The sequence below is a fragment of the Micromonospora sp. NPDC048947 genome (assembly GCF_040649495.1).
Taxonomy (GTDB): domain Bacteria; phylum Actinomycetota; class Actinomycetes; order Mycobacteriales; family Micromonosporaceae; genus Micromonospora; species Micromonospora alfalfae.
This window is the reverse complement of record NZ_JBEZFO010000015.1, coordinates 29,275-46,740: the sequence shown is the minus strand read 5'-3', so window position 1 is coordinate 46,740 and position 17,466 is coordinate 29,275. Positions and strand designations below refer to the sequence as shown.

The 17,466-nt window shown below is 71.6% G+C and carries 22 protein-coding genes and 1 tRNA gene; 18 read left to right on the top strand and 5 right to left on the bottom strand.

Annotation, left to right across the window (positions count from 1 at the left end; all coding sequences use genetic code 11):
* Positions 1–73: 73 nt before the first annotated feature.
* Positions 74–430, top strand: coding sequence for an STAS domain-containing protein (locus AB0B98_RS21515; protein ID WP_357364765.1), 357 nt, complete (start codon positions 74–76; stop codon positions 428–430).
* Positions 431–443: 13 nt separating this feature from the next.
* Here the strand turns inward: AB0B98_RS21515 and AB0B98_RS21510 are convergent, their stop codons facing one another.
* Positions 444–1,718, bottom strand: coding sequence for an MFS transporter (locus AB0B98_RS21510; RefSeq protein WP_357364763.1), 1,275 nt, complete (start codon positions 1,716–1,718; stop codon positions 444–446).
* A 110-nt stretch (positions 1,719–1,828) separates the two neighbouring features.
* Here AB0B98_RS21510 and AB0B98_RS21505 point away from each other — a divergent pair, with 110 nt between their 5' ends.
* The 4 genes from AB0B98_RS21505 to AB0B98_RS21490 all read left to right on the top strand — a co-directional run bounded on the left by AB0B98_RS21505 (position 1,829) and on the right by AB0B98_RS21490 (position 4,161).
* On the top strand, positions 1,829–2,485 hold the full coding sequence (locus AB0B98_RS21505; RefSeq protein WP_357364761.1) for a FadR/GntR family transcriptional regulator: 657 nt from the start codon (positions 1,829–1,831) through the stop codon (positions 2,483–2,485).
* Positions 2,486–2,524: 39 nt separating this feature from the next.
* Positions 2,525–2,998: a large conductance mechanosensitive channel protein MscL gene (mscL, locus tag AB0B98_RS21500; protein ID WP_357364759.1), complete on the top strand. Its 474-nt coding sequence runs from the start codon at positions 2,525–2,527 to the stop codon at positions 2,996–2,998.
* Positions 2,999–3,079: 81 nt separating this feature from the next.
* Positions 3,080–3,331, top strand: coding sequence for a hypothetical protein (locus AB0B98_RS21495; RefSeq protein WP_238668674.1), 252 nt, complete (start codon positions 3,080–3,082; stop codon positions 3,329–3,331).
* A gap of 458 nt (positions 3,332–3,789) precedes the next feature.
* On the top strand, positions 3,790–4,161 hold the full coding sequence (locus tag AB0B98_RS21490; RefSeq protein ID WP_091395802.1) for a hypothetical protein: 372 nt from the start codon (positions 3,790–3,792) through the stop codon (positions 4,159–4,161).
* A 67-nt stretch (positions 4,162–4,228) separates the two neighbouring features.
* Here AB0B98_RS21490 and AB0B98_RS21485 read toward each other — a convergent pair whose 3' ends face one another.
* Positions 4,229–5,500 carry a benzoate/H(+) symporter BenE family transporter gene (locus AB0B98_RS21485; RefSeq protein WP_357364757.1) on the bottom strand — a complete coding sequence of 424 codons (1,272 nt, stop codon included), beginning with the start codon at positions 5,498–5,500 and terminating at the stop codon, positions 4,229–4,231.
* A 55-nt stretch (positions 5,501–5,555) separates the two neighbouring features.
* Between AB0B98_RS21485 and AB0B98_RS21480 the strand changes: the two genes are divergently transcribed.
* From AB0B98_RS21480 to AB0B98_RS21445, 8 genes are all read left to right on the top strand, one after another.
* On the top strand, positions 5,556–6,116 hold the full coding sequence (locus AB0B98_RS21480; RefSeq protein WP_357364754.1) for an XRE family transcriptional regulator: 561 nt from the start codon (positions 5,556–5,558) through the stop codon (positions 6,114–6,116).
* 115 nt (positions 6,117–6,231) lie between these two features.
* Entirely contained in the window at positions 6,232–6,951 is a 720-nt protein-coding gene (locus AB0B98_RS21475; RefSeq protein WP_124770664.1) for a protein phosphatase 2C domain-containing protein, read from the top strand.
* 103 nt (positions 6,952–7,054) lie between these two features.
* Complete coding sequence (locus tag AB0B98_RS21470; protein WP_357364753.1) at positions 7,055–7,393, top strand: PadR family transcriptional regulator; 339 nt, start codon at positions 7,055–7,057, stop codon at positions 7,391–7,393.
* Entirely contained in the window at positions 7,390–8,235 is an 846-nt protein-coding gene (locus AB0B98_RS21465; protein ID WP_357364752.1) for an ATP-binding cassette domain-containing protein, read from the top strand. Before AB0B98_RS21470 ends, AB0B98_RS21465 begins: the two co-directional genes overlap by 4 nt.
* Positions 8,232–8,924, top strand: a complete 693-nt coding sequence (locus tag AB0B98_RS21460) for an ABC transporter permease (RefSeq protein ID WP_357364751.1) — start codon at positions 8,232–8,234, stop codon at positions 8,922–8,924. The genes AB0B98_RS21465 and AB0B98_RS21460 overlap by 4 nt, the downstream gene beginning before the upstream one ends.
* A gap of 82 nt (positions 8,925–9,006) precedes the next feature.
* On the top strand, positions 9,007–10,182 hold the full coding sequence (locus AB0B98_RS21455) for a GNAT family N-acetyltransferase (RefSeq protein WP_357364749.1): 1,176 nt from the start codon (positions 9,007–9,009) through the stop codon (positions 10,180–10,182).
* Positions 10,183–10,236: 54 nt separating this feature from the next.
* Positions 10,237–10,986, top strand: coding sequence for a ZIP family zinc transporter (locus AB0B98_RS21450; protein ID WP_357364747.1), 750 nt, complete (start codon positions 10,237–10,239; stop codon positions 10,984–10,986).
* A 228-nt stretch (positions 10,987–11,214) separates the two neighbouring features.
* Positions 11,215–12,399 carry a hypothetical protein gene (locus AB0B98_RS21445; protein ID WP_357364912.1) on the top strand — a complete coding sequence of 395 codons (1,185 nt, stop codon included), beginning with the start codon at positions 11,215–11,217 and terminating at the stop codon, positions 12,397–12,399.
* Between the two features lie 111 nt (positions 12,400–12,510).
* Here AB0B98_RS21445 and AB0B98_RS21440 read toward each other — a convergent pair whose 3' ends face one another.
* Both AB0B98_RS21440 and AB0B98_RS21435 read right to left on the bottom strand, forming a co-directional pair.
* A complete protein-coding gene (locus AB0B98_RS21440) occupies positions 12,511–13,593 on the bottom strand; it encodes an NAD-dependent epimerase/dehydratase family protein (RefSeq protein ID WP_357364745.1) in 1,083 nt (360 codons plus the stop codon).
* Positions 13,594–13,728: 135 nt separating this feature from the next.
* Positions 13,729–14,007, bottom strand: a complete 279-nt coding sequence (locus tag AB0B98_RS21435; protein ID WP_357364743.1) for a hypothetical protein — start codon at positions 14,005–14,007, stop codon at positions 13,729–13,731.
* 236 nt (positions 14,008–14,243) lie between these two features.
* Between AB0B98_RS21435 and AB0B98_RS21430 the strand changes: the two genes are divergently transcribed.
* The 3 genes from AB0B98_RS21430 (at position 14,244) to AB0B98_RS21420 (ending at position 14,996) form a co-directional block, all read left to right on the top strand.
* Positions 14,244–14,315, top strand: a tRNA-Lys gene (locus tag AB0B98_RS21430).
* 151 nt (positions 14,316–14,466) lie between these two features.
* Positions 14,467–14,742, top strand: a complete 276-nt coding sequence (locus AB0B98_RS21425; protein WP_030500666.1) for a type II toxin-antitoxin system prevent-host-death family antitoxin — start codon at positions 14,467–14,469, stop codon at positions 14,740–14,742.
* Complete coding sequence (locus AB0B98_RS21420) at positions 14,739–14,996, top strand: Txe/YoeB family addiction module toxin (RefSeq protein ID WP_357364741.1); 258 nt, start codon at positions 14,739–14,741, stop codon at positions 14,994–14,996. The genes AB0B98_RS21425 and AB0B98_RS21420 overlap by 4 nt, the downstream gene beginning before the upstream one ends.
* Positions 14,997–15,176: 180 nt before the next feature.
* Here the strand turns inward: AB0B98_RS21420 and AB0B98_RS21415 are convergent, their stop codons facing one another.
* Entirely contained in the window at positions 15,177–16,064 is an 888-nt protein-coding gene (locus AB0B98_RS21415) for a helix-turn-helix transcriptional regulator (RefSeq protein WP_357364739.1), read from the bottom strand.
* A 226-nt stretch (positions 16,065–16,290) separates the two neighbouring features.
* On the opposite strand from AB0B98_RS21415, the gene AB0B98_RS21410 reads away from it, so the two are divergent.
* Positions 16,291–17,028 (top strand): SDR family oxidoreductase, encoded by a 738-nt coding sequence (locus AB0B98_RS21410; RefSeq protein WP_357364737.1) that lies wholly within the window; start codon positions 16,291–16,293, stop codon positions 17,026–17,028.
* Between the two features lie 24 nt (positions 17,029–17,052).
* Positions 17,053–17,355, top strand: a complete 303-nt coding sequence (locus tag AB0B98_RS21405) for a hypothetical protein (protein WP_357364735.1) — start codon at positions 17,053–17,055, stop codon at positions 17,353–17,355.
* Positions 17,356–17,466 lie beyond the last annotated feature (111 nt).

Sequence of the window (17,466 nt, the reverse complement as noted above, 5' to 3'; positions counted from 1 at the left end):
GGATGACGGCTCCCGTTCTACCTCCGGGGGTGGTCGTGGGATACCGTTCCCCCGATAACAGGAGGTCTGGCGAATGTCGTTGACGGTGCACACGGAACAACGCGGCGACGTGGTCGTCGTGTCGGTCGCGGGCGAGCTGGACATGGCCACCGCACCGCAGCTACAGGACCAGATCACCGACCTGCTCGACAAGGGCCGCAACCGGCTGGTGTTCGACCTGGCGGAGGTCTCGTTCTGCGACTCGACCGGTCTGTCGGTCTTCGTCCGCGCCAAGAACAGCTGTGACGAGGCCGGCGGCGTGGTCCGGCTGGCCGCACCGCAGCGCGGTGTGCTGCGCATCCTTGAGGTGAGCGGGCTGGTCGAGGTGCTGCACACCTACCCGTCGGTGGATGAGGCAGTCGCCGGCGAATCGACGCCGGCGTCCTCCTGACCGTCGGCGTTCGTCACTCGTCCTCGACGTAACGGGGACGAGCGATAGCCATACCCGCCGTCGTCTGCACGGCGAGGGCACCCAGCAGGAACCCGATCGGCGCGGTCCAACCGCTGGTGGCCTCGTAGAGGATGCCGACCATCAGCGGGCCGAGGGCGGCGATCACGTACCCGGTGCTCTGCGCGAACGCGGAGAGCGCGACAGTGCCCTCGGCGGTGCGGGCGCGTAGGCCGATGGCGGTCAGGATCATCGGGAACGCGCCCTGACCGATCGCCAGCAGGGCGACCCAGAGCAGCGCGGCGCCGTGCGGCGCGAGCGCCAACCCCAGGTAGGCCAGCGCCGACGCGGTGGTGAGCCCGAGCACCAGCGGCCGCAGGCTGCCGAGCCGACCGGCCAGGGTGGGCATCAGTAGCGCGATCGGCACCCCGAGCGCGGTCACCCCCGCGAGCAGCAGCCCGGCCGACTCCGGCTGGTAACCGGCGTCGCGGAACAGTTGGGCCAGCCAGCCCATGATCGCGTACCCACTGAGCGACTGCGCCCCGAAGTAGACCGCCATCGCCCAGCCCAGCCGGGTCCGCGCCGGCCGGACCCGCGTCGGCGTGGCGACGACCGCCGTCGGGGTCGCCCGCCGCGCCGCGGCCCGGGTCCGCAGTGCCAGCGGCACCCACGGGAGTACGGCCACCGCGGCCATCGCGGCCCAGACGCCGAGCCCGGCCCGCCAGGACCCGAAGGCGTGCGCGATCGGCACCGCGGAGGCGGCGGCCACCGTCGTGCCCACAGTCAACGCCATCGTGTACGCCCCGGTGACCAGGCCGGTGCGGTGCGGGAAGTGCTGCTTGACCAGCATCGGCAGCAGGATGTTGGCGACCGCGATGCCGGACAGCGCCAGCGCGCTGGTGAGCACGAAGATCAAGGCCGAGTCGGTGGCGACCCGGAGCACCTGGCCCATGGCGAGGGCGAACATGGCGACCACCAGCACCCGGGCCGGCGCCACCCGGCGTACCAGCCACGGGGTGAGCGCGCCGAGGCCGGCGAACGCGATGGTCGGCAGGGTGGTGACCAGGCCGGCGGTGACGCCGGAGAGGCCGAGCCCGTCGCGGACCTCGTCGAGCAGTGCGCCGAGGCTGGTCACCACGGCACGCAGGTTGAGCGCGACCAGCAGCATCCCGACCAGCACCAGCGCGCCACCGGTCGCCGGGTGCGTCCGCCGGCCGGTGCCGGGGTCCCGCGTCGGGCGACTGTCGACGGGGGCGGGCAGCGCCGGAGCGGCTGTTGGTGGCGGGGTCATGACCGTTAACCTACAATCATGGGATGAATTTGGGACCGGTGATGTAACCAGTGCCACCGTCGGTTGAATTCCCCCCCGCGCCGCCGGCGCCGCCCCTCGGCCAGCCCGCCGTGCCACCCCGCGGCCACCGGGTCCGGCAGACCACCGAGCAACTCCGCGCCCGGATCCTCGGTGGCGAATGGCCCGTCGGCGGGCGCATCCCCACCGAGCCGCAACTGGTCGCCGCGCTGGGCGTCGGGCGCAACACGGTCCGCGAGGCCGTCCGCGCCCTGGTGCACGCCGGGGTGCTGGAGTGCCGGCAGGGCTCCGGCACCTACGTGGTGTCCACCGACGAACTGGCGCCGGTGGTCGCCCGCCGACTCGGCGACGACCGGATGACCGAGGTCATCGAGGTACGCCGCGCCTTCGAGGTGGAGGCCGCCCGCCTCGCCGCGTTACGGCGTACCCCGCAGGACCTGGCAGCGCTCGACGGCGCGCTCGCCCAACGCGAGGCCGCCTGGCACGGCGGCCGGGTCGACGCGTTCGTCGAGGCCGACGCGGCACTGCACACGGCGGTGGTCGCCGCCGCGCACAACGCCATGCTCGCCGAGCTGTACGCCTCGGTGGGCACCGCCCTGCGCAGCACCGTCGCCCAGGCCATGGGCGGGGAGCTCACCCCCGAGCGCTACGTCGACCACACCCGGCTGGTCGAGGCGATCCGGGCCGGCGATCCCGGCCGGGCGGCGCTCGAAGCCGGCGCTTTTCTGGAACCCGCCGAACGGGCATAGGTTGTGCCCGACAGAAAAGCGGACACCTCGGGAGTACGAATGCTCAAGGGCTTCAAAGACTTCATCATGCGCGGCAACGTCGTCGACCTGGCGGTCGGTGTCGTCATCGGCGCCGCGTTCACCGGCGTGGTCACCCAGCTCACCAAGTCGTTCCTCGACCCGCTGATCCGGGTTTTCGTGCTGCTCATCACCGGCAGCGACAAGGGCCTGGCCGGCACGGCACCCACCTTCCGCGGCATCGCATTCGACTGGGTGGCGTTCGTCAACGCGGTGATCACCTTCCTGCTGACCGCGCTGGCGCTGTACTTCCTGGTCGTCTACCCGATGAACCGGCTGGCCGAGCGGCGCAAGCGGGGCGAGGAGCCGCCGCCCTCGGCGCCGAGCGAGGAGGTCAAGCTGCTCACCGAGATCCGGGACGCCCTGGTCTCCGCCGGCCACACCACCCCCGGCCAGCAGCGTGGGGCGCTGGACGACGTGCTGGGCCGCCGCCCGGAGCCGCCGACGCAGCGCTGACCCGAACGGATGCACATCGGCCCCTGCGGGATTCCCGCAGGGGCCGCACCTTCTCGTACGTGTGTTCGATAGAGTCCCGCCATGGAGCAGCGAAAGCACTGGTGGAACGGGAAGTGGGGGCGGCTGGCCCGGCGGGACGTCTTCCTCCGGGTGGACGCCGACCGGTGGCACGTCGAGCAGCGGGCCGGCGGCGCCGAGGGCATCTCCCGTTTCTACGAGTACGGCAGTGTGGACGAGGCCGAGGAGACTGTCCGGGCGCTGCTCGACGGCCCGGACACCTGGCGGGAGCTGTCCCCCCGCCAGCCCGGCGGCTGGACCCTCCCGAACAGCTGAGTGGACGGGCCGTGGAGGCGGCATTGCTGTCGACGGTGATGACTCTGAGTCATAGCTATGACTCAGAGTCATCACGCTCTCCGGACCATTGCCTCCGGGCCTCCAAGCCGCCGCTCTGAAACGCCGCTGCGCTGGAACGCTGCCGCTGCGCTGCCGCCGCTGCTCTGGGCCGCCGCCGCTGCGCTGGAACGGCCGCTGCTCTGGGCCGCCGCTGCTCTGGGCCAAGGTGCCGACCCACACCGCGGCCGAGGCTACGGCTGCCGCCGCTGCGGCTGCGGCTGCGGCTGCGCGTCTGGGCGGGTGGAGCCGGGCCGAGCGGCGAGCGGGCGGAGGCGTGCGTGCGGAGCCGGCCGAACGGCGAGCGGGCGGAGGCGTGCGGAGCCGGCCGAACGGCGAGCGGGCGCGGGCGCGGGCGCGGGCGGCGTTTAGCGGCGCGCCGCCCTGGGAACCGCAGCGGGATGGACCAGCAGGACGAGCAGCAGGCGACCATCTCGCGGATCACCACCGGGATGCCGGTGATCGACTCAGCTGGCACCGAGGTCGGCACGGTGGACCTCGTCCAGCGGGGTGACCCGAACGCGGTGACGGTCCAGACACCGACCGCCGACCCGGGCAGCAGCCTGGACGAACTGATCGAGGCGACCGCTGTCGAGGAGCCGGACGTCCCGGCCGACCTGGCGGCGCGGCTGCTGCACAGCGGCTATCTGAAGGTCTCGACCGACCTGACCCGCACCGGCGCTGTCTACGTACCGGCCGACCGGATCGGATCGGTGGCCGATGGCCGGGTCCTCCTGGCCGTCGGGGTGGCCGATCTGCCCCCCGAGGAGTGATCCAACCGCCCTGATCGACTCGGGTTTCATGAAATCGGGGCGTCCGGAGCCTCAGGACAGCCCAACTTCATGAAACCCGAGTCGATCTCCCCTGCGCCTCGGCGGCAGCCTGACCCGACGCGGCGGGTCGATCGGGTGCCGTGAGGGCGGGTTGGTCGGGCGTGGCGGCCTGGTCGGACGCGGCGGGTTGGCGGCGGTGGAAGAGCAGCAGCATCAGGCAGCCCGCGACCAGGCCCCAGAACGCGCCGCCCACGCCGATCAGCGTCACCCCGGACGCGGTCACCACGAAGGTGATCACGGCGGCCTCGCGGGTCGCCGGGTCGGTCACCGCCGAGGCGAGCGCTGTGGCGAGGGCACCCAGTAGCGCCAGCCCGGCGACCGCCTCGATGAGGATCGGTGGGGCGACCGCCACCAGCGTGGTGGCCACGCCGGCGCCCAGTCCGAGCACTGCCAGACCAGCGCCCGCGGTGACCGAGGCGATCCACCGGCGTTCCGGGTCGGGGTGCGCGTCGGGGCCGGCGGCCAGCGCGGCGGTGATCGCCGCGAGGTTCACCGCGTGCCCGCCGGCCGGGGCGGCGAGCAGACTGGCCAGGCCGGTGGTCCGCAGCGCGGCACCGAACGGCGGGCGGTAGCCGTAGCCGACCAGCACCGCCATGCCGGGTACGTTCTGCGCGGCCATGGTGACCAGGAACAGCGGCAGGGCCAACCCGACCAGTGCGGACGCATTCCAGGCCGGCGTGGTCAGCGTGACCGACGGGATCAGCGCGGCCCCGGTCAGGCCGGTCGGCGGTGCGGTCAGTGCGATCGCCGCCACGGCCACCACCAGCGCACCGGGCACCGCCCAGCGTCGGGCGAACCGGTGCAGCAGCAGCCAACCGACCACCACCGACCCGGCCACCACCGGCAGCTCTACCAACGCGCGGACCGGGGCGGTGCACAACGGCAGCAGCACCCCGGCGAGCATGGCGCCGGCCACCGGCTTGGGGATGGCGGCCACCGCACGGCCGAGCGGTGGGAACAACCCGGCCGCGACGATCAGCACACCGGAGACGAGGAAGGCGCCCACCGCCACCGGCCATCCGCCCGGCGGTGGCCCGGTCGCCACCAGCAGCGCAGCGCCCGGAGTGGACCAGGCCGCGCTCATCGGTATCCGGTACCGCCAGCCCAGCCAGGCGGCGACGAACCCACTCGCCACACAGAGAGCGAGCAGGCCGGAGGCGGCCTGCGCGTCCGACGCGCCCGCCGCTCGGAGTCCGGCCAGCACGACTGTGAACGAGCTGGCGAAGCCGACCAGCGCGGTCACCACCCCGGCCAGCACCGGTTGCACGCGTCCGGCCACCCCATCCTCCCGACTGTTCCGTTTACGGAACGGAAGCGTGTAGCACGATAGCCGGGTGCCGCACCCACCACCAGCCCCGCGCCCGGGCCTCGACGTGGATCCCGCCGTCGTCGGTCGTCGGGTCCGTGCCCTGCGCGAGGAGCAGGGGATCTCGCTGTCCACACTCGCCCGGCTCGCCGGTGTCGGAAAGGCCACCCTCTCCGGCCTGGAGCACGGCACCCGCAATCCGACCCTGGAGACGCTCTGGGCGGTCACCGCGCAGCTCGGCGTACCGCTGACGGCGGTACTGGCGGAGCCGGCCGCGGGGCCCACAGTGCACGGCACCGCTGTCACCGCCACCCTGCTGGAGGTCTTCACCGACACCGACGCGACCTACGAGCTGTACCGGATGCGGGTGGCGCCCGGCCCCGGCCAGCTCTCCCCCGCCCACCCGGCGGGAGTCACCGAGCACGTCACAGTGTTCGCCGGGGTGCTGCGCGCCGGGCCGGCCGACGCGCCGCTGACCGCCCCGGCCGGCGGTCACCTCCGCTGGGTGTCGGACGTGCCACACAGCTACGCGGCGGTGGGTGACGAGGAGGTCGCCGCGAGCCTGCTACTGCGCTACCCGCGCCGCTGAGACCCCGCCGATCGGTTACGGACCGTCGGCCTCGTCGACGAAAATCGCAATCATTTCTCGACCTAGGTAGGAGGCGTAGAGACGAATGCGGGTTGTTCTTGGCAAGCTTGACCCCATGACGCTGATCCTCCGCTCGGTCATCCTCAACGACATCGGCTTGGTGCGCACCAACAACGAGGACTCCGCCCTCGCCGGTGACCGCCTGATCGCCGTCGCCGACGGCATGGGTGGGCTGCCTGCGGGCGAGGTGGCGAGCGAGATCGTGATCCGGATCCTGGACGAGCTGGCTCCGCCCACCGACCCCGACGGCGCCGCCGACGCGCTGCGTGCCGTGGTCAGCACCGCCAACCAGCGCATCCACGCCGCGATCACCGTCGACCCGAGCCGGGACGGCATGGGTACGACGCTCACCGCGGCCCTGCTGGCCGGGGAGACACTGGTGCTGGCCCAGGTGGGCGACTCCCGCTGCTACCTGCTGCGCGACGGGGAGCTGACCCAGCTCACCCGGGACGACACGTTCGTGCAGGCGCTTGTCGATCAGGGCACCCTCTCTCCCGAGCAGGCCCGCCACCACCCACAGCGGTCCCTGGTGACCCGGGCCGTGCAGGGTGCCGACACCCCACCCGCGGTCGGGGTGCTCACAGTGGTCCCTGGTGACCGGCTGCTGCTGTGCAGCGACGGGCTCTCCGACTACGTCGAGGACGAGGCCATCGCCGCGGCCCTGGGCATGTACGCCGACCGCCAGCAGTGCGGTGAGCAGCTGGTGAAGCTGGCCCACCACGCCGGCGCGCCGGACAACGTCACAGTCGTGGTCTCCGACGTCGTCGCCCGCTGACCCGTACGGCTCCACTCGGCGGCTCACCCGGACCGGCCGGTTCGGGTTCCGCTGCCCCAGTAGGTGGTTGTGCCATCTAGCTTGCGCCGCTACTGTCCGACGCGTGGATTCCGACCGGCGCGGGCAGTGGCTGCGGGGGGTGCTCGACATCTGCGTCCTGGCCCTGCTGTCCGAAGGCGAGTCCTACGGCTACCAGCTCGCCCAGGCGCTCGACGTGGCGGGCGTCGGGCCGATCCAGGGCGGCACGCTCTATCCCGTGCTGCTGCGCCTGCAGAAGACCGGCCTGGTGACCGCGCAGTGGCGGGAGGGCAGCGCCGGGCCGGCCCGCAAGTACTACCGGCTCACCGACGACGGGCATGAGGCGCTCCGCGCCGGCGGCAGCGCCTGGCTCAGCTTCGTCCGGCCGGTGAACGACATCGTCACGAAGGGGGTCACCCGGTGAACGCCGACGATTGGCTGCGTACGCTCACAGCCGAGCTGCACCAGCGCCGGGTCGCGGCGGACGCCGCACGGCACGTGGTCGCCGAGGCCGCCACCCACCTGCGCGAGGGCGGCGGCGACCCCTGGGTCGTCTTCGGCCCACCCCAGCAGTACGCGGGCGCGGTCGTGGAGAGCATCGGCACCGCGCCCGGACCGCGCCCCGGGCCGGTCCGGCTGCACGCGGCGGGCATCACCAAGAGGTACGGGCGGCGAACCGTGCTGCGCGACGCCACGCTGACCGTCCGGGCCGGACAGATCGCCGCAGTCGTCGGCGCGAACGGCTGCGGCAAGAGCACCTTCCTCCGGATCTGCGCCGGACTCATGTCACCCGACGCCGGCGAGGTGGCCGTCTCCGGGCGGCTCGGCTACTGCCCGCAGTCCGGCGGCACCGCCGACTTCCTGCTCGCCGACGAGCACTTCGTGCTGGTCGGCGCCGGTCAGGGTGTGGCCCGGGGCCCGGCCCGCCGCGCCGGTCGGGCGGCGGCGCGGCAGCTCGGTTGGGAGGCGGGCGGCGACGTGCAGGCCCGCCATCTCTCCGGCGGCACCCGACAGAAGCTCAACCTGACAATGTCCACGCTCAGCGCCCCCGACGTGCTGCTGCTCGACGAGCCGTACCAGGGCTTCGACCAGGGCACGTACGTCAACTTCTGGGACCAGCTCAGCAGGTTGCGCGACGCCGGCACGGCCATCGTCGTGGTGACCCACCTGCTCAACCAACTCGACCGGGTGGACATCGTGCTCGACCTGACCCCGGCACGTGAGACCGTGCGGCACGCGCCCGACAACCAGGGAGGCCGCCAGTGAACCGGCTCGTCACCGTCGCCGAGATGACAGTGCGGGAGCTGCTGCGACGTCGGGGCGTACTCCTGCTGTTGTTGTTGATGCCGTTGACCTTCTACCTGATCCGGCGGGACGCCTACCTCGGGCAGTCGGTCCGCTCGCTGCTGCTCGGCGTGGGCTGGGCGGTGAGCACCGCCGCGCTGTTCGCCACGACCGCGGCCCGCGAACTGGAGCCGAGGCTGCGGCTGGCCGGGTACCGCCCACACCATCTCTATCTCGGTCGGATGCTCGGCCTGTGGACGGTGGGGCTGGTCATCTCCGTACCCTTCTTCCTGCTCCCGATGATCGACGGCGCGGACCTGCGGTACGGCGGCCTGGCGGCGGCGCTGCTCTGTTCAGTGGCGGTGGCGGCGCCGTTCGGGATGCTGATCGGTGCGCTGCTGCCCCGCGAGTTGGAGGGCACGCTGCTGCTGCTCACAATGGTGACGGTGCAGATGCTGATCGACCCGGCCGGGTCCGGGGCGAGGTTGACACCGTTCTGGTCGAGTCGGGAGATCGCCACCTGGACGGTCGACAACACCGACCAGGGCTACCTCTCCCGGGGTCTGCTGCACGGGCTCGCCGTCACCGCCCTGCTGGCTCTGGGCGTGGCAGCGGTGGCCAGCGTCCGCCTGCGCCGCCGTCGCCACCTGCGGCACCTGCCGGTCGGCTGACGCCGGCCCGGCCGTAGATCGGGCCAATCCGGTTGCTGCGACCCGCGCGGCGGGTTGAGATGGGCGAATGACCATCCGCCGGGTGACCGACGACGACCGTCTCACCACCAGCTTCCCGCTGGCCGCGTACGCCTTCGAGTCCTCGCCGCTCAGCGCCACCCGCACCGCGGAGTTCCGGGACTACCTGCCCTACAACCAGGGCAACCGGACGTTGATCGCTGAGGAGAACGGCACCACGTTGGCCGCCGTCTCGGCCATCCCGATGCGACAGAACCTGCGCGGGGTGGTGCTGCCGATGGCCGGTGTCGCCGGGGTGGCGACCCATCCGCTGGCCCGCCGGCAGGGGCACGTCCGGACGTTGCTGCACCAACTCCTCGACGAGATGCGCGACGAGGGCCACCCGCTCAGCGCGCTCTACCCGTTCCGGCCCAGCTTCTACGCCCGGTTCGGCTACATCGGGCTGCCCAAGCCACGCCGGGTCACCTTCACCCCGGCCAACCTGGGCTCGCTGCTCCGGGTGGACCTGCCCGGCGAGGTCGGCTGGGAACGCGTCGCCGCCGGCTATCCGGCGTGGCGGGCGTTCACCGAGCGCAACCTCCAGGAACGACACGGCTTCGCGATCTTCCCGGACTACCGGGCGGTCGGAATGCGTGACCGTGACGAGTACTGGCTGCTCACCGCCCGGGTCGACGGGGAGGTCACCGGCGCGGTGACGTACCGGATCGACGAACACGGCGGCACGCTGCACGGCAACGAACTGCTTGTCACCGACCCGCTCGCGCGGACGCTGCTGTTGCAGTTCTTCGCCCGGCACGTCGACCAGATCGAGCGGATCAGCGTTCAGGTTCCGCCGGACGAGTTGCCCGAGCTGTGGCTGACCGACCTGGACGTACACGTCGAGGCCCGTACGGCAGTGCCGGGTGCGTCCGCGCCGATGGCCCGGCTGCTGTCGCTGGACGCGTTGAGCGGGCTGCCCGCCGGCCCGGGCCGGGTGCGGATCGAGCTGACCGGGGACCGCTGGCTGGCCGGCACCCACCTGCTCGACGGCACTACCGGCGCGCTGGAGCTGGTCGACGACACCACCGGCCGCGCGCCGACGGCCACGCTCACCGCCGCCGGGCTCTCCGCCCTCGCGTACGGGGTGCTGGACCCGGCCGAGCTGCCGCTACGCGGTCTGGGCGAGGTGCCGGTGGACGCCGCCACGGAACTGCGCGGCCTCTTCCCCCGCCGGGTGCCGTACCTCTTCGCCGACTTCTGAGCCCACCTCACAAACGGGTTTGTCGCCTCGGCGGCAGTGGGTACGGTCCCGCGAATGCCGGAGTGGTTACAGGCGGGTGGATGGGGGTTGCTGGCCGGGTCGGCTCTGCTGGTCGGGGCAGCGGTCGGCTGGTTCGCCCGGGTGCCGCAGCGCGTCATCGCGTCGATCATGGCGTTCGGCGCGGGGGTGCTGCTCTCCGCCGTGTCGTTCGAGTTGATCGCCGAGGCGCACGCGCAGGGTGGGCTGCTGCCCACCGCTCTCGGCGCTGCCACCGGTGCGGTGACCTACACCCTCGCCAACCTGGCACTCGCCCGACACGGTGCCCGGCACCGGAAACGGTCCGGCGACCAGCAACCCTCCGAGAGCGAACAGCCCGGTTCCGGCTCGGCGCTCGCCGTCGGCGCGCTGCTCGACGGCGTACCGGAATCGGTGGTGATCGGCGCCAGCCTGCTCGGCGGCGGCACCGTCAGCCTGGTCACCGTGGCGGCGGTGTTCCTCAGCAACGTTCCGGAAGGACTGTCCAGCGCCGCCGGCATGCGCCAGGCCGGCCGCAGCCGACGGTACGTGTTCCTGCTCTGGACCGGGATCGCGCTGATCAGCGGCGTCGCCGCGCTGGTCGGCAACACGCTGCTGGGTGGCGCTCCGCCGGAGGTAATGGCCGCCATCACCGCGTTGGCCGCCGGGGCGATCCTCGCCATGATCACCGACACCATGGTCCCGGAGGCGTTCGAGAACGCGCACCTGCTCGTCGGCCTGATCACGGTCGCCGGCTTCCTGACCGCCTTCGCCCTCTCCCACGCCTGACCAGCGGTCACGCCGCCACAACCGGCGCGGCGGGCGGCGGGCGGCCGGCGACAGCGAGCGGCGGGCGAGCGGCGGCGGGCGGCGGCGGGCGGCGGGCGAGCGGCGGCGGGCGGCGAGCGACAGCGCGGGCGAGCGGCGGGCGGCGCGGGGCGCGGCTTAGCTGCGCATTAAACCGGCCCGGCGGATTCGTCGCGATGCCGTCGCGGCTCCTAGCATCACTGGGTGCGCATGACGTCGCTTGCCGCTCTCCTCGTCCTCGGTGTCGCCACCGCGGCCCTGCCCGCCTGCGCGCCCAACGACCCGGCCCCCGCCTTCGAGGCCGGCTCGACCGCCTCGCCGACGGCGCTGCCCACCGGCGGTCAGAGCGACGCGCCGGGGGCGCGGGACGGCCTCGGCGGCCCGGGGGCCAGCACCAGCCCGAAGCCCGCCACCAAGGTGCTCGCCGCCGGCAACCCGAACGGCACTGCCACCGTGCCGGCCGAGGCGCGGGCGGTGGACACTTCGAAGCCGACCCGGACCATCGGCACCGGCACCCCGGCGAGCTGCACCTCCGCGGCTGTCGTGAAGGCCGTCGCGGCCGGCGGTGTCATCACGTTCAACTGTGGACCGGCCCCGGTGACGATCAAGATGGCCGCCACCGCGAAGGTCCGCAACGCCAACGGGCCGAAGATCGTGCTGGACGGCGGCGGCACCGTCACGCTGAGCGGCCAGGGGCAGCGCCGCATCCTCTACATGAACACCTGCGACGAGGCCCAGGGCTTCACCACCTCGCACTGCCAGAACCAGGATCACCCGCAGCTCACAGTGCAGAACCTCACCTTCGCCGACGGCAACTCCACCGGAGAGAAGGCCGAGGGCGGCGGCGGTGGGGCGATCTTCGTGCGCGGCGGGCGGCTGAAGGTGGTCAACTCGCGCTTCGTCCGCAACCGCTGCGACCGCACCGGCCCGGACCTGGGTGGCGCGGCGGTCCGGGTGCTGAGCCAGTACGAGAACAAGCCGGTGTACGTGGTGGGCAGCACCTTCGACGGCGGTTCCTGCTCCAACGGAGGGGCGCTGAGCAGCATCGGCGTGTCGTGGGTGGTGCTGAACAGCCTGCTCAGGAACAACGAGGCGATCGGCAGCGGTGCCAACCCGGCAAAGTCCGGTACGCCCGGCGGCGGCAGCGGTGGCGCGATCTACTGCGACGGCAACGAGTTCACCGTACGGATCGCCGGCACGATCATCGAGAACAACACTGCCAACGAGGGCGGCGGCGCGGTCTTCTTCGTGAGCAACAACCGCACCGGCACGATGAGGATCGAAAACTCGACTTTGCGCCGCAACCCCAGCGCCAAGTTCGAGACCCGCGGCTTCCCCGGCATCTTCTTCCTGGGCGCCCGCAACCCCACGCTCACGGGCTCCAAGCTCTCCTAACCCGCCCGCGCGCCACGGCCCGCGCCCGCGCCCGCGCCGGTGATCAAGAGGTTTCGGTCATCGGGGCGGCGTTTCTTGACCGAAAGCTCTTGATCAACAAGGTGGGTGGGGTCAGTAGGGGTTTCCTTCGCCTGGGGGGCGGGCGTGGAGGAGGGCGGCGGGGCGGCCGGGCAGGTCCCGTGCGCCGGACATCGGCGGGCTCGGCGTGTGGTCGCCGTCGGCCATTCCGGCGAAGAGTTCCTTGAGCGCCGTCAGCGCACTGATCTTGGGCTGCCAGCCCAGCTCGGTCTCCGCGCGCTCGCTGGACATCAGCGGGGCGTTCAGACCCAGCTCCACCCAGCCCGCGTCGACAGGTTGCAGTCGCGCCCGCCAGGTCAGCGCCGCCGCCACCCGCAGCACCGGTGCGGCGACCGGCACCGTCCAACCATGGAAGTGCCGGGCCACCAGCTCCGGAGTGAGCACCGGGTCCGCGGCGACGTTGAAGGCGCCGCGCGCATCACCCAACACCGCCCGGGCGTACGCGTCGGCCACGTCATCGGCGTGCACCGCCTGCATCCGCAACCGGCGGTTCGTCGGCACCAGCGGGATCCGGCCGAAGCGCAGCAGCCGCACCGGCGCCAACGGGCCGAGGAAATACCGCGTGATCTCCGCACCAGCGGCCCGCTGGAAGATCAACCCGGGTCGCATCCGCACCACCCGCAGCGTCGGCTGATCCCGTTCGACAATGTCCAGCAGCGCTTCCACCTCCGCCTTGTGCTCGCTGTACGACGAACCGGGCACGCCGGTGGCGGGCCACCGCTCACTGATCGGGTGGTCCTTCGGGCCGGGCGCGTAGGTGCCGACCGACGAGGCGTACACCAGGGCCGGAACACCGGCCTGGACCACCGCGTTGATCACCGCCCGGCTGCCCTCGACGTTGGTCCGGCGCAAGACCCGCTGGTCGTGGCTGGGCTGGATCTGCCAGGCCAGGTGCACCACCGCGTCCGCACCCGCGAACACCTCGGCGAGCTGCCCGACCGCGCTCGGCGCGCCGATGTCGCAGGAGTGCCACTCCACCTGGTCGTACGGTTCGCCGGCATCCGGGCCGGGCAACCGTCGCACGACCCCGGCCAGCTCCACGCCCCGCTCCCGGCGCAGCCGCCGCAGCAGCGCCGTACCGACGTTGCCGCTCGCCCCCACCACCACGATCCGCATGCCCGACCCCGTACCCGCCCAGCAGCAGCTCAACCACCCACGGCTCGTGGCTCGCGCGGCTTGATCCACTCGGCTTCCCGAAAGTCGCGGCATCCGCGCGCGCAGGACAGCCCGACTTCCTGAATCCCGAGTCGATCAAGGGCGAGGAAACTCCCGTACCCAGCCGTGCTTCTCCTTGCCCCGCCTACCGGCGGTGGCGGCCAGGCAGCGTGGGCAGATACAGCCCACCGCGTCCGCCTGAGTGAGCACATCGGTGCCCGAGTAGTCGAAGCGCACATGCGGGAAGCGACGCAAGCGGGTCCGACTCAGCGCCAGCCCACAGACCGTCTGGTTCTGGCCGGGCAGCCAGGCGTGCACCTCCCCACCCGGCTGGCGTACGCCATCGGGCCCGATCTCCTCTCCGGAAGCCGCCACGGCAGGCAATCGACCTGATCCCATGTCGGTCCTGGTTCCCCACCGACCCACACCCATGCGCCGCCGCGCGAGGTCGCTCGATTCACACCAGCGCACCGATCCAGCGCCTGGAACCCTCCGCATCGCCCCCGACCGGTGATGATCAACTGCGGCCGGGCACCGGCCGGCCGCAGCCATCGACGGCCGGCCGGAAGCCGAGAGCCGTCGACGCTCACCGTCGGGTAACCTGAGCGCGCGGGCCGCTAGCTCAATGGCAGAGCTGTGGACTTTTAATCCATAGGTTCAGGGTTCGAGTCCCTGGCGGCCCACTCTTATGCAGGTCGGCGGCCCTTATGCGGCCGCCGTTGCCGTGATTCGGGCCGGTGCAGCGCGAAGTACAGCAAGTAGGCGGAGACGCATGTGCACGTCGCCGTAGGCCCACCCGAGGTACAGTTTTCTGTACTTGCCCTGGAGGTGGCTATGCGGACCGTGAACTTCACCCAGCTACGGCAGAACCTGGCCGCCGAACTCGACAGCGTCATCAACGACGCGGAGGAAGTGGTGGTCACCCGATCCGGCCACGAGCCCGTGGTGATCGTGCCCCTCGCGGAGTACGAGTCGATGAAGGAGACCGAGTATCTCCTCCGCAACCCGAGCAACGCCGCCGCGCTGCGCCGGTCGATGGCAGAGCTTGAGAAGGGCGATGCGGCTGAGCGGGACCTGATCGACCCGGCCACCGTCCGGGACATCGCGTGAGGCTGGTCTTCACCGCGACGGCGTGGAACCAGTACCTCAGCCACACGGACCGGAAGCTGGTCAAGCGCATCAATGATCTCATCGCGGACGTGATGCGCAACGGATACGAGGGCATCGGAAAGCCGGAGCCCCTTCGGGGAGAGCTGTCCGGCTTCTGGTCCCGCCGGATCGATCGTGAACACCGGCTGGTGTACCGGATCAGTAAGGACGACGTCGAGATCATCGCCTGTCGGTACCACTACGTCGATCGTTAGCCGACTGGACCGATACCACGGGGCAAGGACGTGGGTCCTCATCATCCTCGACCGGCATCGCCGCATTGAGCCGTCCGAGCATGATGCGCCAGATGCCCGGGGTCGTCGCGGATGCGTCCATCGGAGTGTGCTGTGGCATGCGGTACGCGCCTCAGATCAGCTCGACCCCACCGTGGCCCGTCATGGCTCCCGCCTGCCGGCCGGGTGGTCGGAGGCTCCCTCGGATGGCTGACTGCCACCCGGCGGCTGGGCTGCGATCACCCGATCTGCTGCCGCCAGGGCGGCCAGGGCCTCGGCGCTGCCCGGTTCAGGCGTGCCGACCAGAAGTTGCTGACCGGGAGCGTCGCGGACGTCGAAGGTCTGGTAGGTCAGCTGGACCTGTCCCGCCTCGGGGTGGTTGATGACCTTGAACATGCGGGTCAGGCCCCGCACTGTCTGGTCCGCCCAGAGGGTGCGGAACGCCGGCGAGTCGCGTTGCAGGTCGGCCACGAGCGCCCGGATTTGGGGATCTTCCGGGAAGCGACCGGCGTTGAGTCGCAGGGCGTGTACGACGTTCTCGGTCAGGGACGGCCAGTCGGGGAAGACGGCGCGGGCCTGCGGATGCTGGAACAGCACCCGGACCATGTTGGTCGGGCCGATGAACGGGGACAGCAGGGCAGCCGCCACGCTGTTGGTGGCCAGCACCTCGAATGCGGGACTGAGCACGTAGGCGGCGGCGGTGGGGAAGGCGTCCAGCAGCCGCAGCAGCGCCGGGTGCACGGAGTCCCGGGAGTTGTCCGGGCCGAGGCGAGGGTGGAGCCCGGCGAGCCGGAAGAGATGGCGGCGCGCGTCCGGGTCGAGGTGCAGGGCCCGACCGATCGCGTCGAGCAGCGGTGCGGAGGGGTTGCGCTCCCGGCCCTGTTCGAGGCGGGCGTAGTAGTCGGCGCTCACCCCGGCCAGGATTGCGAGCTCCTCGCGGCGCAGTCCGGGTACCCGGCGGTCGCCACCGCTGGGCAGTCCGACCTCTTTGGGGTCGACTCGTCCGCGACTGGCCCGGAGGAATTCCCCGAGCCGGTTTGAATCGGGCATGCCGATCAGCCTAAGACGTCGGACCACCGTCGCCGGCCGGTCCGCCGGTTGGCGTGATCGGCACATCGAGGGCCTACGGGACAGAGGTTGCCTGAACCGAGTTAACCGGACACGGTGCCGGGGTGTGGCGCACCCCGGAAACCTCGCCCTTCCAGGGCCCGCGTACCAGCCGGATCGTTGAGCTGCGGCGCTCGGGCAGCGGGCCCGAAGTGCAACAGGAGGATCAATGGGAAACAGTGCCGGCTCGAAGATCATTCTCATCACCGGTTCGAGCAGTGGTATCGGTGCGGCGACCGCCCGCCGGCTGGCCGCCGACGGTCATCACGTCGTGCTCGGCGCCCGACGCGTCGACCGGCTCACCGCGCTCGTCGACGAACTGCGCGACGCTGGCGGCACCGCCGACCACCATGAGCTGGACGTCACGAGCCGCGACAGCGTGCTCTCCTTCGTCGAGGGCGCCCACGAACGACACGGTCGCATCGACGTGCTGGTGAACAACGCCGGCGTGATGGCCCTGTCGACCCTCGACACGCTGCGGGTGGACGAGTGGGACCAGATGATCGAGGTGAACCTGCGCGGCACCCTGTACGGCATCGCCGCCGCGTTGCCGTTGATGCGCGCCCGTGGCGCGGGGCACATCATCAACATCGGCTCCACCGCCGCGTACCGCGTCGACCCGACGGCTGCGGTCTACTGCGCCACCAAGTACGCGGTACGGGCACTCACCGAAGGATTGCGCCAGGAGAGCCAGGACATCCGGGTGACCCTGGTGAGCCCCGGCTACACCCACTCGGAACTCACCGAGCGGGGTGGCGACCCTCGGGTGCGGGCTGCCGTCCACGCGGCGGCCGAGGAGCTGGGAATGCCTGCCTCGGCGGTCGCTGACGCGATCGCCCATGCGATCGCCCAGCCGGGCAGCGTCGACGTCAACGAGATCATCATGCGGTCAACCGTGCAGGGCTGACCGCGCATCACGAGGAGTGCACCCATGAGCGAAGCGCTTGAGATGACGACGTTCCGGCTCGTCCCCGGCCTGACCGGCGCCGACTTCGTCAACGCCAACGAAGACATCAACGACTACCTGCGGCGTCAGCCCGGCTTCCGGTGGCGTCGGATCATGCAGGACGACGACGGCACCATCACCGACATCGTCGCGTGGGACTCCGCCGCGGACGGCCGGCGCAGCGCCTCGGGGATCATGACGGAGATGGCCGACTCCCCGGTGCACGCCACCATCGAACAGGCCACTGTGGACTTCCGGATCGTCCCGGTGTTGCAGCACACCAGTTGACCTCGATCTGCCGGGACCGCCCTGATGGACGACGAGTCCGCGACCTGGCGTCGGGAGCCGACGTAGATATCCTCTTCAAGTGCCGGCCCGTGTGGAGATCGTTGACACGGG